At 62.8% G+C, this 14,397-nt stretch carries 13 protein-coding genes and 1 pseudogene; all 14 read right to left on the bottom strand.

From position 1 onward, the window contains the following. Positions 1-1,088, bottom strand: a pseudogene (locus tag RWT78_RS22065) (preprotein translocase subunit SecA); the annotation flags it as partial. Positions 1,089-1,219: 131 nt separating this feature from the next. Then, positions 1,220-1,900, bottom strand: coding sequence for a ribosome hibernation-promoting factor, HPF/YfiA family (gene hpf, locus RWT78_RS22060; RefSeq protein WP_003940893.1), 681 nt, complete (start codon positions 1,898-1,900; stop codon positions 1,220-1,222). Positions 1,901-2,075: 175 nt separating this feature from the next. Continuing rightward, the gene (locus RWT78_RS22055; protein ID WP_314680744.1) at positions 2,076-2,807 is read right to left on the bottom strand and encodes a ComF family protein; all 732 of its coding nucleotides are present in this window, start codon (positions 2,805-2,807) and stop codon (positions 2,076-2,078) included. A gap of 33 nt (positions 2,808-2,840) precedes the next feature. After that, on the bottom strand, positions 2,841-4,619 hold the full coding sequence (gene lpqB / locus RWT78_RS22050) for an MtrAB system accessory lipoprotein LpqB (protein ID WP_003940768.1): 1,779 nt from the start codon (positions 4,617-4,619) through the stop codon (positions 2,841-2,843). Continuing rightward, positions 4,616-6,355 carry an MtrAB system histidine kinase MtrB gene (mtrB, locus tag RWT78_RS22045; protein ID WP_019747781.1) on the bottom strand — a complete coding sequence of 580 codons (1,740 nt, stop codon included), beginning with the start codon at positions 6,353-6,355 and terminating at the stop codon, positions 4,616-4,618. Before mtrB ends, lpqB begins: the two co-directional genes overlap by 4 nt. Continuing rightward, positions 6,352-7,029, bottom strand: coding sequence for an MtrAB system response regulator MtrA (mtrA, locus tag RWT78_RS22040; RefSeq protein WP_003941013.1), 678 nt, complete (start codon positions 7,027-7,029; stop codon positions 6,352-6,354). The genes mtrB and mtrA overlap by 4 nt, the downstream gene beginning before the upstream one ends. A gap of 116 nt (positions 7,030-7,145) precedes the next feature. Further along, the gene (locus tag RWT78_RS22035) at positions 7,146-7,787 is read right to left on the bottom strand and encodes a dTMP kinase (protein ID WP_064112583.1); all 642 of its coding nucleotides are present in this window, start codon (positions 7,785-7,787) and stop codon (positions 7,146-7,148) included. Between the two features lie 80 nt (positions 7,788-7,867). Next, positions 7,868-9,346 (bottom strand): adenosylhomocysteinase, encoded by a 1,479-nt coding sequence (ahcY, locus tag RWT78_RS22030; RefSeq protein ID WP_003940766.1) that lies wholly within the window; start codon positions 9,344-9,346, stop codon positions 7,868-7,870. A 60-nt stretch (positions 9,347-9,406) separates the two neighbouring features. Further along, positions 9,407-10,048 (bottom strand): TetR family transcriptional regulator, encoded by a 642-nt coding sequence (locus RWT78_RS22025; protein ID WP_003941024.1) that lies wholly within the window; start codon positions 10,046-10,048, stop codon positions 9,407-9,409. A gap of 48 nt (positions 10,049-10,096) precedes the next feature. After that, complete coding sequence (locus RWT78_RS22020; RefSeq protein WP_003940894.1) at positions 10,097-10,279, bottom strand: rubredoxin; 183 nt, start codon at positions 10,277-10,279, stop codon at positions 10,097-10,099. Next, complete coding sequence (locus tag RWT78_RS22015; protein ID WP_314680739.1) at positions 10,276-10,461, bottom strand: rubredoxin; 186 nt, start codon at positions 10,459-10,461, stop codon at positions 10,276-10,278. The genes RWT78_RS22020 and RWT78_RS22015 overlap by 4 nt, the downstream gene beginning before the upstream one ends. Next, on the bottom strand, positions 10,461-11,687 hold the full coding sequence (locus RWT78_RS22010; RefSeq protein WP_030535014.1) for an alkane 1-monooxygenase: 1,227 nt from the start codon (positions 11,685-11,687) through the stop codon (positions 10,461-10,463). Before RWT78_RS22010 ends, RWT78_RS22015 begins: the two co-directional genes overlap by 1 nt. A 111-nt stretch (positions 11,688-11,798) precedes the next feature. Continuing rightward, on the bottom strand, positions 11,799-13,283 hold the full coding sequence (locus RWT78_RS22005) for an amino acid permease (RefSeq protein WP_314680736.1): 1,485 nt from the start codon (positions 13,281-13,283) through the stop codon (positions 11,799-11,801). Positions 13,284-13,369: 86 nt separating this feature from the next. Further along, positions 13,370-14,329: a cation diffusion facilitator family transporter gene (locus tag RWT78_RS22000; RefSeq protein WP_064688947.1), complete on the bottom strand. Its 960-nt coding sequence runs from the start codon at positions 14,327-14,329 to the stop codon at positions 13,370-13,372. Positions 14,330-14,397: the final 68 nt, after the last annotated feature.

The raw sequence follows: 14,397 nt of genomic DNA, 5'->3' as shown, positions 1-14,397 counted from the left end.
AAGTAGTTCTGCAGGGTGATGGTGGCAAGGGTCTGGTTCTCCGCCTTGATCTCCACCTTCTCCTTGGCCTCGATCGCCTGGTGCATGCCCTCGTTGTAGCGGCGGCCGACCAGCACGCGGCCGGTGAACTCGTCGACGATGATGACCTCACCGTCGCGGACGATGTAGTCCTTGTCCTTGGTGTAGAGCTCCTTGGCCTTGATCGCATTGTTCAAGTAGCTCACCAGCGGCGAATTCGCGGCTTCGTACAGGTTGTCGATACCGAGCTGGTCCTCGACCAGTTCGACGCCCGCCTCGTGCACACCGATGGTGCGCTTGCGGATGTCGACCTCGTAGTGAACGTCCTTCTTCAGCAGCGGCGCGATGCGCGCGAACTCGCTGTACCACTTGCTGGAGCCGTCGGCCGGGCCCGAGATGATGAGCGGGGTTCGGGCTTCGTCGATGAGGATCGAGTCGACCTCGTCCACGATGGCAAACGCATGGCCACGCTGGACCAGGTCGTCCAGCGAGTGCGTCATGTTGTCGCGCAGGTAGTCGAAGCCGAACTCGTTGTTGGTGCCGTACGTGATGTCGGCTGCGTAGGCGACGCGGCGCTCGGCCGGCGTCATGCCCGAGAGAATCACACTGGTCTCGAGGCCGAGGGCGCGGTGAACGCGGCCCATCCACTCGGAGTCGCGCTTGGCAAGGTAGTCGTTGGTGGTGACCACGTGGACGCCGTCACCCGCGATCGCGTTGAGATAAGCCGGAAGAACCGACGTCAGAGTCTTGCCCTCACCGGTCTTCATCTCGGCGACGTTGCCGAAGTGCAGGGCCGCGCCACCCATGATCTGCACGTGGAAGTGCTTCTGATTGATCACGCGCCACGACGTCTCACGGGCCACGGAGAAAGCCTCGGGCAGCAACTCGTCGAGAGTTTCCCCGGCGGCATAGCGCTCACGGAACTCGGTGGTCTTGGCTTTGAGTTGCTCGTCTGTCAGGCCTTCGACATCGGGCGACAGAGATTCCACATGCTCGGCGATGTGCTTGAGCCGCTTGACCATGCGACCTTCACCAACACGGAGCAGCTTCGATAGCGACAGCGACGGCACAGTCTTCTTCGTCCTCAATCTTCGGCGACAGGGGGTCACACACTGAAAATCCGGCCGGGGTCCGAAAACTCCGGCCGGATTCCATGGTAGGCGCTACCGGCGGCGAGCGAGCAAACCCACCACCGATTGGGTCATGTCAGGCGGATCAATCCGTAGTCGAAAGCGTGACGACGGTAGACGACGGACGGCTTGTCCGACTCCTTGTCATGGAAGAGAAAGAAGTCGTGTCCGACCAGTTCCATCTCGTAGAGAGCGTCGTCGATGGTCATCGGCTCGGCCGGGTGATCCTTCGTGCGGACCACGCGTCCCGGGCCGTCGTACTCGTCCGGCTCTTGACCGTTCAGCGAAATGTCCGGTGTGACTCCGAGTGAGTCTGCGTCGACGAGGGAGGCGGTTGCCTCCGCGACGGACACCGGTCGCTTGTCGCCGTAATGGACCTTCTTGCGGTCCTTGGTTCGACGGAGGCGACTCTCGAGCTTGTCGATCACCGATTCGAAGGCGGCGTAGAAGCTGTCTGCGGACGCTTCGGCTCGGGCCACCGGGCCTTTACCTCGAGCGGTGATCTCGACGCGCTGGCAACTCTTGGCCTGTCGTCGGTTGCGTTCATGTTGGAGTTCCACGTCGAAGTGGAATATGGAGGGGTCGAAGTGTTCGAGTCGCGCCAGCTTTTCCGAAACGTAGATTCGGAAGTGATCGGGGATCTCGACATTTCGTCCCTTGACTACGACGTCGGATCTCGGAGCTGCGGCATTCTCGGAACGCTCGATGGTGGCGTCCTCGATGAAAAACGAGGCTTGCGAAGGGGTCGTCACTCGTACCTCCCAATTACGGCCCCGCCCCACGGTGGGCGGCGGCAAATTCTGCAAGTACCGAGAGGGGATCCGCCCGGCACCAGTATCGAAGTACCACCTCCTACCAGTATTTTCGGGTGTGCCGCCGACGCTAGTACGTAACGCGCGCGAGTGCCACTGTTCCAACGAAATTCATCTAAGCCCCTGCAAGGACAAGCACGAGAGTTGTCCGAATCCCACGGAGCGAGAGGGCCCGAACCGACTCTGCCGCAGTCGCTCCCGTGGTGAGGACGTCGTCGAGCAGGACGATGTCACTGTCCCCGGCAATCGAAGAGATCGCAGTGGTGTCGAGAGACACATGACCGTTCACGTTGGTCACCCGGTCGGCCGCGGACAGTCCCACCGAGTCACGTACACCTCGCGTCATCCGGAGAATCGGACAGACACGTACCGGACGCCCCGCGACAGAACCAATTTCCCGCTTTCCGCGCACACTTTCGGCTATCCGGCGAACCGGATCACCCCCGCGAGATCGCGCCGCTCGGGCGCGCGTGGGAGCCGGCACCAGCACGATCGGCGGACGACCCCCGCTGCCGAGCTCGCCCCACCGTTCCAGAGTGGCCAACGCGTCGGCCACAGCGATCCCCAGAGGCATCGCGAGGTCCCGACGACCCCGTTCCTTCATCTCGATCACACTGCGCCGCCTGGGGCCGTCGTAGCGGCCGAGTGCCCAGACGGGCACGCCCGGATCCACGCGCGGACTCAGTCGAAGCGGATGATCGCGCAGCAGTTCCGCGCACTCACCGCACCACAGAGTCCCCGAGCGGCCACACCCACCACACTCGCGTGGCAACAGCAGGTCGAGCAGACCGGCACCGAATTTCTTGTCCCCCATGGCCGAATCATGAACCTGAGCACCGACATGCATCAGAGCGCAGACATTCACCAGAGCGCAGAGACGTCAGCCAGGCAGAACCGGAATCGCCTTCTGTCCGGTCAGCACGGTCACCTCACGCCAGCGGCGATCCCCGGCGGGGTCGTTGTTGTTCAGTTGGAACACCGCACGCGCGTCGGCGACGTACTCGGTGGTCGGCGACGCATCCACGGAGGTGACGGGAGCGGTCAGGTTTCCACTCGGCAGCGCGTCCATTCGTGAGCCGTCGATCGCGACCTGGACGACCGGTATGTCGGCTCCACTGCGCGCGATCACGATGGTGTCGCTGTTGCTCCAGTCGAGTGAGAGCGCGGTACTGCCCAAGCCGGAGGCCACTGCGCGTGGACTCGTCAGGGCATAGACCCCGCTGGCGGTGCGCACGACCACAGCCAGGTAGACCTTGCCGTCGATGATCATCGCCGCTCGCACGCCGTCCCGCGACAGACGCAGTTCCGAGATCGTGGAACCGACCGACGTCAAGGCCCCGACGTCGACGTTGGTGACCGACACCCGGCCGGTGCCTGGTTCACGGACGACCCGAACGACGGTATTGCCGTTCACAGCCGTCCAGACCGCGTTGTTGTCCAGCTCCCACGAAGGCCTGGTGATGGCGCTGCCTTCGAGTACCGGAACGGACCCTTCGCCGTATGTCCCGAGCGACAAGTCGAATCTTGTGCCGGGATCCGGCCGAGCGGTGTCCGCGACGGCTGCCACCAACTTGCCGTCCCGTGAGAGAGCAGCCGCCGTGAGGTTGCCCGCATTGCCCGCGAAACCGGGCACCGGAGTCGCCTCTTGCTCGGTGACACTCACCAGTGAACCGTTGCGCAGTGCATGCAGTCCGACGGTTGCACTCGTGGTGGCCAGTGGGTTGGTGGATGCGACGTCGGCGGTGGTCCAGCCGTCGGCATGAGCCGCGTCCAGCGGTTCGCCGTCGATCTCCAGAACGTACGGCCCTGCCACATCGGCGTTGGCGAGCGTCCAAATGACCTGTGCTGCAAACAAACCGCGAGTAGCAGCATCCATCGGGTTGTCAAGGCGGAAGTTGATGCGCACACCACCGAGACCGACTCCGACCTGTCCCGGCTTACCGTCGGCCTTGGTGATCGGACCGATCACCGACACGCCATTGCCCAGTTCGTTTCGCACAGCCGGCGCCAGCGCTGCCTTCGGTCCGTCGATCATCAGACCGATCAGCTGAGCCGCCACCTGGTCCTGCCCGCCGGAGATCCAGCGAAGATCGGGGACGACCGTCTGGCTGGTGGGGTCGAGGAAGAACAACGACTTCCGCTGGTAAGCGCCGAGGAACTGCGGACGCTCCATGATCACGCCGGGAGGCAAATCACTGATCCGCCATTCGCCGTCGGTCAACGCCAGGGTCATCCTCGCTTCGAAGCTGCCCTCTTCGGGAACGTACAGTCCTCCCGGGTCGAGGCGACCGACCTTGTTCACACGAATCGTGTAGACGGCTTCGGTGCTGGTTCGAGAAACCGAGAGCACATCGACCTTGTCGACGATGACAGCACTTGCCGCGTCGTCCCAACGCGCCGAAGCGTCCTTGGTCAGGTACTGACGGGCTGCGGCGTGCCGGTTGGACGGATCGGTACTCGCCTTGACGAAGTCACGTACCAGCAGGTCCGGCTCTCGCCCCGATGCCGGTGATTCGACGGAGGTTCCGGGCACAGCGGTTGCCAGAGTTCCGATTGCCTGCGGCGAGGAGGATTCCGGCAAACTCGCGCACGCGCCGGTCAGCAACAGCACGCTGAGCGTTGTTGCGAGAAGTGCCAGACGGCGGCGGGTTCCGATCATGATCGATCCCCACCGTTGGACTCGTTCCGCGAGTCCGATTCGCGCGGAGTCGGCAGGGACGACGTGACCTCGCCGACGGTATCGGCGACGATGTCGGCTTCGCTCGGCGTGCGGACGAACTTTGTGGTCGTCGGCTTGAGAGGCAGTGGGCTCGACACGACTTTCTTGCCACGGGTGCGCGAGAGCGTCAGCCGGAAGCAGGCGCCGACTCCCGGTTCGCCCCAGGCCTCGAGCTTGCCGTCGTGCAGATTCGCGTCTTCGACGCTGATCGCGAGGCCGAGTCCGGTGCCGCCACTGCGGCGCACGCGGGACGGGTCCGATCGCCAGAACCGGTTGAAGACCAACTTCTCCTCGCCCGGACGCAACCCGACGCCACTGTCGCGGACGATGAAGGCGAGGGCATTGTCGTCGGCGCGAAGGCGAAGCAGAATCGGCTTCCCCTCACCGTGGTCGATGGCGTTGGCCAGGAGATTTCGCAGGATGCGTTCGACGCGGCGCGGATCGACATCTGCCATGACGGGCTCGTCGGGCATGTCCACGATCAGTTCGGTGCCGGATTCGCGGGCGAGATGGCGAACTGTGGAAACGGCCGCTCGCGCACACATACGCACGTCGAGTTGTTCGGATGCGAGTTCCGCGACACCGGCGTCGTGGCGGGAGATCTCGAGGAGGTCCGCCAGAAGCCCCTCGAACCTGTCCAGCTCGGCGACAAGCAGTTCCGACGACCGACGCAGCATCGGGTCGAGGTTCTCGCTGCCGTCGTAGATCAGGTCGGCTGCCATCCGGACCGTGGTCAGAGGTGTGCGGAGTTCATGGCTGACATCGGAGGTGAAGCGTTTCTGGAGACTGCCGAACTCCTCCAGCTGGGTGATCTGTTTGGACAGACTCTCGGCCATCTCGTTGAAGGACATGGCCAGGCGCGCCATGTCGTCCTCGCCGCGGACCGGCATTCGTTCCTTGAGTCGGCCGTCTGCGAAACGCACTGCGATTCGCGAGGCCGATCGGATGGGAAGCACGACCTGTCTGGCAACCAACAGCGAAATCGCCGCCAAGAGCACCAGCAACACGGCTCCACCGATCAGCAGGGTGCTTCGAACAAGAGACAGACTTCGGTCTTCGCTGGCGAGCGGGAAGATCAGATACAGCTCGAGTCCCGATATCGACGACGCGGTGGGGCTACCGATGATCAGCGCGGGTCCGGAGTAACCGTTCGGGTTGGACACCGTCGCGAATTGGTAACTGATCTGGCCGCGTTTGACGAACTCGCGAAGGTTGTCGGGGATCTGATCGACCGGTCCCGAACTCGTCGGCTGGCGCGGCCCGTCCCCTGGCACGATGAGCACCGGGTCGAAGGTGCCGGCCGACCCGGAGGCCTGGCCCGAGGTCTGGTTTCGACGGCTCGTCAGTCCGGATGCAGCGCTTTCCAATTGAACGTTGAGCGCCGTCGAATCGTCGACGCCCGCGAGTTGGTCTTCGACGATGCCGCGGGCTCGGTCCATTTCCTCGGTCGCCGCGGTGATCTTCGTTTCCAACAGCCGATCGGTGATCTGGCTGGTCAGCACGACACCGAGAATGACGATGACGATCAAGGACAACGTCAAAGTCGAGACGACCACTCGCAATTGGAGCGAGCGTCGCCACGTGTGCGCGAGGGTGTTGCTCATCGAGTGACACCACCGCAGAAATGGCGTCAGCCGTCGGTTGAGACGACGACGCCACCTGGAGACTCCGCTCACGGCGGTCCGGCCTTGTAGCCGACCCCCCTGACCGTCAGAACCACTTCGGGATTCTCGGGATCAGTTTCGACCTTGGCGCGCAAACGCTGAACGTGCACGTTCACCAGGCGGGTGTCGGCGGCGTGGCGGTATCCCCACACCTGCTCGAGGAGGACTTCACGGGTGAACACCTGGCGCGGCTTGCGCGCCAATGCGACCAGCAGGTCGAATTCGAGTGGTGTGAGCGAGATCTGCTCGCTGCCGCGGCTGACCTTGTGTGCCGGAACGTCGATCACGATGTCGGCGATGCTCAGCAGCTCGGCCGGCTCCTCTTCCGTACGGCGCAGGCGAGCACGCACCCGCGCCACCAGCTCCTTCGGCTTGAACGGCTTCATGATGTAGTCGTCCGCACCGGATTCGAGGCCGAGCACGACGTCGACGGTGTCGGTCTTGGCCGTCAACATCACGATGGGCACGCCGGAATCCGCACGCAGAACCCGGCATACGTCGATCCCGTTCATTCCGGGAAGCATGAGATCGAGCAGGACGAGGTCGGGCCGGGTCTCACGCACTGCCGCGAGCGCCAGGGTTCCGTCGCCTACCACGTAGGGATCGAAACCCTCACCACGCAGCACGATCGTGAGCATCTCGGCGAGTGCCGTGTCGTCGTCGACAACCAGAATCCTTGGTTTCATATCCCTATCGTTGCATCTCGGAGCGATGAATCAGACCGTTACGAGGCCGTGCGGCGTGCCGCGTCTTTCCCTCTACTGTGCCGGAAAGTTCGAATCCCGGCCGCAAGGGTGACCGATCACGCGAAATCCGCGAGCCTGCGCGCCAGTTCGGCCGGGTCCGTCTCCGGCCCCACGATCCACCAGGGCGAGACCCAGTCCGTCGCTGCCAACTGCTTGTAGAGCTCACCGGTTCTGGCCTGCAGGCCGCCGTCGCGCTCGTAGGCGTCGAGCTGACGCGACGCGTCCTCGGCCTCACGCGAGCGGGCACGCTGCTCGGCCAGCGCTACCGGTACGTCGAGGTACAACTGCAGATCGGGAGCGGGAAGAGCGAGTCGACCCAACTCCAATTCACGGACCCAGGCGACCATCTCGCCGTCCACGCCCTGATGCGCGCGCGCCGCGTTGTAGGCGGCGTTGGACGCCACGTAGCGGTCGAGGAGAACAATGTCGTTGGCGGACAACAGGTCCGAGATCCGATCCGCCGCACCCGCGCGGTCCAGGGCGAACAGGACTGCCATCGCGTTCACGGATTCAGCCAGGTCTCCGTGCGATCCTTTGAGTGCCTCGGCAGCAAGATCCGCGTGGATCGACTTCCCGTACCGCGGAAAATCCAGAGTCGCGATCGACGTGCCGCCGCGGCGGAGTTCGCTCTCCACTTTGCCGATCAACGTTCGCTTTCCAGCGCCGTCGAGGCCTTCCAATGCCACCAGTGTTCCCACGGCGGACAAGCCTATCCCCCGGCCTGCTTGCGCAGACCGGGGGACGGCGGACGCTACATCCTCAGCGACGAATCACCGGGTCAGTAGCGGTAGTGCTCGGGCTTGTACGGGCCTTCGACGTCGACGCCGATGTACTCTGCCTGATCCTTCGTGAGCTTGGTCAGCGTGCCACCGAGTGCCTCGACGTGGATCTTGGCGACCTTCTCGTCGAGGTGCTTCGGGAGGCGGTAGACCTCGTTGTCGTACTCGTCCGGCTTCGTCCACAGTTCGATCTGCGCGATGACCTGGTTGGAGAAGCTGTTGCTCATCACGAACGACGGGTGGCCCGTCGCGTTGCCGAGGTTGAGCAGGCGGCCTTCGGACAGCACGATGATCGAGTGGCCGTCGGCGAACGTGAACTCGTCGACCTGCGGCTTGATGTTGATCCGCGTGACGTCGCCGGACTTCTCGAGGCCGGCCATGTCGATCTCGTTGTCGAAGTGACCGATGTTGCCCAGGATGGCCTGATGCTTCATGGCCTTCATGTGCTCGAACGTGATGATGTCCTTGTTACCGGTGGACGTGATCACGATGTCGGCCCAGCCGATGGCCTGCTCGACTGTCTTGACCTCGAAGCCGTCCATGAGCGCCTGCAGGGCGTTGATGGGGTCGACCTCGGTGACCGCGACGCGAGCGCCCTGGCCGCGAAGTGCCTCGGCACAACCCTTGCCGACGTCTCCGTAACCGCAGACCAGCGCAGCCTTGCCGCCGATCAGAACGTCGGTGCCGCGGTTGATGCCGTCGAGCAGCGAGTGGCGCGTGCCGTACTTGTTGTCGAACTTGCTCTTGGTGACCGAGTCGTTGACGTTGATAGCGGGGAACGTGAGTTCACCGGCAGCGGCAACCTGGTACAGGCGCAGAACGCCCGTGGTGGTCTCCTCGGTGACGCCCTGGACGGACTCGGCGATTGCCGTCCACTTTCCCTTGTCGGACTCGAGGGACTGACGCAGAAGTGCAAGGAAGACCTTGTACTCGTCGGAATCCTGGTCGTCGTCCGTCGGCGGGACGACGCCGGCCTTCTCGAACTGTGCGCCCTTGAGCACCAGCATGGTGGCGTCGCCGCCATCGTCGAGAATCATGTTGGCAGGCTCACCCGGCCAGGTCAGCATCTGCTCGGCTGCCCACCAGTACTCTTCGAGGGTTTCACCCTTCCAGGCGAAAACCGGAACGCCCTTGGGCTCTTCCGGGGTGCCGTGCGGACCGACGACGATGGCGGCGGCAGCGTGATCCTGCGTGGAGAAGATGTTGCATGAAGCCCAGCGGACCTCGGCGCCGAGCGCGGTCAGCGTCTCGATCAGCACCGCGGTCTGAATGGTCATGTGCAGCGAGCCGGAAACGCGAGCGCCCTTGAGCGGCAACACCTCTGCGTATTCGCGACGAAGCGCCATGAGGCCGGGCATCTCGTGCTCTGCCAGACGGATTTCCTTGCGACCGAACTCCGCGAGCGAAAGATCTGCAACTTTGAAGTCGATGCCGTTACGGCTCTCGGCCACGGGCGTTGTTGAAACTGAGGTCGTCATCTGCCTCTCCTGGTTGACGTGCATACTCTGCACAAGCCTATCGGTGTACCAGGCTATCGGTTAGACGCCCTCTCCCGCCCGCCCCTCTACTGCGCGGCCCTCGCGCGCCACGTCGATGAACGGCCCGAGCAGTATGCCCAGATCCTCCGCCACCGAAGCCTCGGACTCCGGCGGCATCGAAATGTAGCTCAGCCCGAGACGCGCAATCGCCCTGGCCAGAATTCCGGCGTCGGCGGGTGACGCCTGAATCCACCCTCGCTGGAAACTCTCCGCAAGCCGCGACGACGCGCGCTCGATGATGACCGCACTGTCGGTGGTGATCAGGCGAAGCAGGTCCGGCTTGGCCTCACCGGTGAGCAGAGAGATCACCAACGGGTCGGTTGCACTGGAGGCGAAAAACGATCCGAAACCCGCCGTCAACGCCTCGACTGCACGTCCGTCGTTCGCCACCATGGCCTCGTCCACCGCGTCGACGAAGCCGTCAGCAAGGCGAAGCGCGTACGCCTCGGCAAGCCCTTGCCTCGAGCCGAACTCGTTGTAGAGCGTCTGACGACTCACACCGGCATGCTTGGCCAGAACCGTCAGCGTCACCTCGGACCAGTCGCGCTCGGTCAACAACTCACGCATCGAATCGAGCACCGACGTACGCAGCAGCAGGCGCGACGCTTCTTTCTGCGGCAGACGAGTGGGCGTCGAAGTCATGGTGACGACACTACCGCCGCACCTAGGTCCGTTCGACGCCGACGCATCTCACCGTCGTTCGACCTCAACCATGAAGAAGTCGCTCTTCGCCGCCCCGCAGTCCGGGCAACTCCAGTCTTCGGGAATGTCGTCCCAGCGAGTGCCCGGTTCGATACCGTCCTCCGGCCAGCCGACTGCCTCGTCGTACTCGAAGCCGCATTGCGCGCACTGATACAGCTTGTAGTCGTTCATGATTCACTCCCCGCCGTTGCCGGCATCGGCTCGAAGTCCAGCTTTTCCCTCACGCCGCAGTCCGGACAGCACCAGTCGTCCGGCACGGCATCCCACGGCGTGCCCGCCGGAAACCCTTCTCGTCGTGCACCCTTCGATTCGTCGTAGACGTATTCACAGACCGGGCATCGATAGCTGCTCATCACGCTGCTCCGTACCGAGCAAGGATGCGATCACGCTTGGACGGCTGAACGTTGACGCGGGTGATGTCGCCGCCGTAGTGCGCAAGGACTTTGGGATCCATCACTTTTCGCCACAGCGGTGGAACGTAGGCGAGGATGATCATGCTCGCGTACCCACTGGGCAGGTTGGGCGCACCGTCCATGCTTCGAAGCGTCTGATAACGACGCGTCGGGTTCGCGTGATGATCGCTGTGACGCTGGAGGTGATACAGGAAGATGTTGGTGCAGATGTGATCACTGTTCCAACTGTGCTCCGGTGCTGCACGCTCGTACCGCCCGCTGTCCAGACGACGACGCTTCAGTCCGTAATGTTCGAGGTAGTTGACGGTTTCGAGCAGACAGAATCCGAACACGGCCTGCAGCACCAGGAACGGCAGTACCGAGAGGCCGAAGACGGCGACGAGGACACCGAACAGTACGACGGACATCAACCACGAATGCAGGACGTCGTTGCGAATTGTCCACGGCTTCTTACCCAGTCGATCGAGTCTGGCCTTTTCCAGGGACCACGACGAGCGCAGAGATCCCCACACACTGCGCGGCAGGAAGGTCCAGAAGCTCTCACCGAAGCGAGACGACGCCGGATCCTCGGGCGTGGCGACGCGCACGTGGTGTCCACGATTGTGCTCGATGTAAAAGTGGCCGTAAAACGACTGCGCCAGAGTGATCTTCGACAACCAGCGTTCGAGATCGTCCTTCTTGTGACCGAGCTCGTGTGCGGTGTTGATCCCGATTCCTGCGACACAACCGATACTGATCGCCAGACCGATCTTGGAGATCAGCCCAAGTCCCCCGTCGATTCCGAGCCAGGACAGATCGGTCGCCGACCAGAGGTAGCAGGCCAGGACCAGGCTGACCAACTGGAACGGTATGTAGATGTAGGTGCAATACCGGTAGTACTTGTCGTTCTCGAGGCGCTCCATCACTTCGTCCGGCGGATTCTCGCCGTCCGGGCCGAAGAAGATGTCGAGGATCGGGAGCAGGATGTAGACGAGAAGCGGCCCGATCCACCACCACACCGGCGAGACCGCATTCCATCCGAGACTGTTGAACAACGCGACCAATCCGACGGCGATGAAGACCGCCGTCGGCGGCACGAGGCCGAGCAGCCAGAGGTATCTCTTCTTGTCACGCCACTGCTCGGGCGGGAGCGTCTGGCCGGATTGCGAGTCCACGTGCGTCGACACGGTCTACCTCCTCGATTCGGACCGACCCGAAAACTGTGAGTCAGTTCACTATGAGGTAGACAGTACTACTGATTTTGTACAAGTGATAGACAAATCATAAACTTTGTACATCTACTCGATTTCGCCGCGTTCACGCTTCCCGATCATCGAATGCTGCCTGCTGTAGGCAAAATAGATGACAACGCCGAGGGCCATCCAGACCACGAACCTCATCCAGGTCTCCACCGACAGGTTGAACATCAGCCACAGACACGCGAGGACGGCCAGAATCGGGACCAGCGGGACCAGCGGCACCCTGAATCCGCGAGGTAGGTCGGGACGCGTCCGACGGAGCACGAGAACCCCGATCGAGACGAGAACAAAAGCGAACAGTGTGCCGATGTTGACCATTTCCTCGAGGGTGCCGATAGGAAAAACGCCGGCGAGCACCGCGACCACGACGCCGACCAAGATCGTGATCCGCACAGGGGTTCCGTGCTTGCCGGTCGGTGCCAGGCGTCGTGGCATCAGACCGTCGCGTGCCACCCTGGTCTGCCCGAGCATCAGCACCATCACCACTGTCGTGAGACCGGCCAAAGCGCCGAACGAGATGACGTTTTTCGCCCACGTGATGTCGTGGAAAGCGAATGCCGTTGCCAGGTTGGAGGTATCGCCCTCGAGCTCGGTGTATTTCACCATCCCCGTCAGCACCAGTGTCACCGCCACGTACAGAACCGTGACGATCAGGAGAGAACCCAGGATGCCGCGTGGCAGCGCCTTCTGCGGCTCCTTCGCCTCCTCCGCCGTCGTGGCGACGACGTCGAAGCCGATGAACGCGAAGAACACCAGACTGGCTGCCGCGAGCAATCCGTACCACCCGAACGTGCTGCCACCGGCCCCGGTCACGTACGAGAACAACGACTGGTGGATGCCCTCTCCCGTCGAGCCCGGCTCCGACGGCGGAATGTACGGCGAGTAGTTGTCGGTGTCGATGTAGAACAGACCGACGATGATCACCAGCAACACCACCGCGACCTTGATCGCCGTGATCACCAGTGACACCCTCGACGAGAGTTTTGTGCCGGTCGCGAGCAGGATCGTGATGACAGCGATCACCAGCACCGCACCCCAGTCGAACGATATCGGCCCCAACTCGACGATCGGGCTGCGTGAGCCCATCACTTCGCCGAGGTACAGCGACCAGCCTTTGGCGACCACCGAAGACGCCAAGGCGAATTCGAGGATGAGATCCCAGCCGATGATCCAGGCGACGAATTCGCCGAACGTCGCGTACGAGAACGTGTACGCGCTACCGGCAACCGGGACCGTCGACGCGAATTCGGCGTAACACAGTGCTGCCAGTCCGCAGGCGATGGCGGCAATGACGAACGCGAGCGAGACCGACGGCCCGGCGACATTTCCCGCCGTCCGAGCCGTGAGTGTGAAGATGCCCGCACCGATGACGACTGCGACACCGAACACCGTGAGATCCCACGAGTTCAGTTCTTTCCGGAGTTTGGTTTCCGGCTCGTCGGTGTCCTTGATGGACTGCTCGATCGATTTGGTTCGAAACAGCTTCGACCGTCCAGATCCGGCCTGCTCGTCCTTGACAGCCATTGCCGCCTCCTTGCTGGGGACCAGCAGGTCCCACCATGGGCAAGTAGAGAGATGGCATCAGCCTAAGCCCGCAGGCGCAGCTTTGTTCAGGGTTTGTCGGGAGCCTGTAGATCTGTTTCAGGGCGATCTCCTGCGCTGAGACGATCCAGGTCCGGCTCGAGGTAGATCACCCGCGCCGCAGGCACTGCAGCGCGCACGCGAGACTCGGCCTCGTCGATCGCCGTCGCCACGTCCGAGATCGTCGATCCGATCGGCACCGCAACCTTGGCAGCAACAAGGATCTCCTCGGGACCGAGGTACTGCGTCTTGCAATGAATGACGCGTTCGATACGAGTTCCGTCGACCAGGGCGTTGAGGATCAGTTCGGTCTCCACCGCCGTTGCGCCCTCACCGATCAGCAGCGACTGCATTTCGATGATCAGAATGACCGCGATGATGCCGAGCAGGACACCGATGCACAGAGTTCCGATGCCGTCGAAGACCGGATTTCCGGTCACCATCGTGAGACCGACGCCGCCGAGTGCAAGGACGAGACCGATCAATGCGCCGGTGTCCTCGAGCAGCACAACCGGGAGTTCCGGGCTACGAGAGGTTCGGATGAAGTTCCACCACGACGCATTTCCCTTGAGCGGTCGTGATTCCTTCGCTGCGGTCCGGAAGCTGTAGCCCTCCAGGCAGATCGCGATGAACAGGATCGCGATTGCCACGAAAGCCGAATTGAGTTCTTCCGGATGCTGAATCTTGTGAATGCCTTCGTAGATCGCGAACAGCGAACCGAGGGTGAAGAGCACCAGTGCAACGACGAACGAATAGAAATATCGGTTGCGCCCGTAGCCGAACGGGTGCAGTTGATCCGCGTCACGTTCTGCCTTCTTCTGCCCCAGGAGCAGCAAACCCTGATTGGACGTGTCGGCCACCGAGTGCACCGATTCGGCGAGCATCGACGACGATCCGGTGATCAAGAATCCGGCGAACTTGGCTACGGCAATTCCGGCATTGGCTCCGAGGGCCGCCAGAATTGCCTTCTTGCCACCATGAGCCGACACAATGTCTCCTAGTTTCCGACTACGGCACTGAAAACCTGCGCAGTCGGGGTCCGTGTGCTCAGGTGTAT

The organism is uncultured Rhodococcus sp., assembly GCF_963525155.1.
Classification (GTDB): domain Bacteria; phylum Actinomycetota; class Actinomycetes; order Mycobacteriales; family Mycobacteriaceae; genus Rhodococcus_F; species Rhodococcus_F qingshengii.
Note: the sequence above shows the minus strand (reverse complement) of the source record. Positions and strands in the feature narration are given on the sequence as shown.

Excerpts from the sequence above, each read along its gene's own strand:
- RWT78_RS22055 (WP_314680744.1), bottom strand. The coding sequence starts at position 2,807 with ATGCATGTCGGTGCTCAGGTTCATGATTCGGCCATGGGGGACAAGAAA.
- lpqB (WP_003940768.1), bottom strand. The coding sequence starts at position 4,619 with ATGATCGGAACCCGCCGCCGTCTGGCACTTCTCGCAACAACGCTCAGC.
- mtrA (WP_003941013.1), bottom strand. The coding sequence starts at position 7,029 with ATGAAACCAAGGATTCTGGTTGTCGACGACGACACGGCACTCGCCGAG.
- ahcY (WP_003940766.1), bottom strand. The coding sequence starts at position 9,346 with ATGACGACCTCAGTTTCAACAACGCCCGTGGCCGAGAGCCGTAACGGC.
- RWT78_RS22025 (WP_003941024.1), bottom strand. The coding sequence starts at position 10,048 with ATGACTTCGACGCCCACTCGTCTGCCGCAGAAAGAAGCGTCGCGCCTG.
- RWT78_RS22020 (WP_003940894.1), bottom strand. The coding sequence starts at position 10,279 with ATGAACGACTACAAGCTGTATCAGTGCGCGCAATGCGGCTTCGAGTAC.
- RWT78_RS22015 (WP_314680739.1), bottom strand. The coding sequence starts at position 10,461 with ATGAGCAGCTATCGATGCCCGGTCTGTGAATACGTCTACGACGAATCG.
- RWT78_RS22005 (WP_314680736.1), bottom strand. The coding sequence starts at position 13,283 with ATGGCTGTCAAGGACGAGCAGGCCGGATCTGGACGGTCGAAGCTGTTT.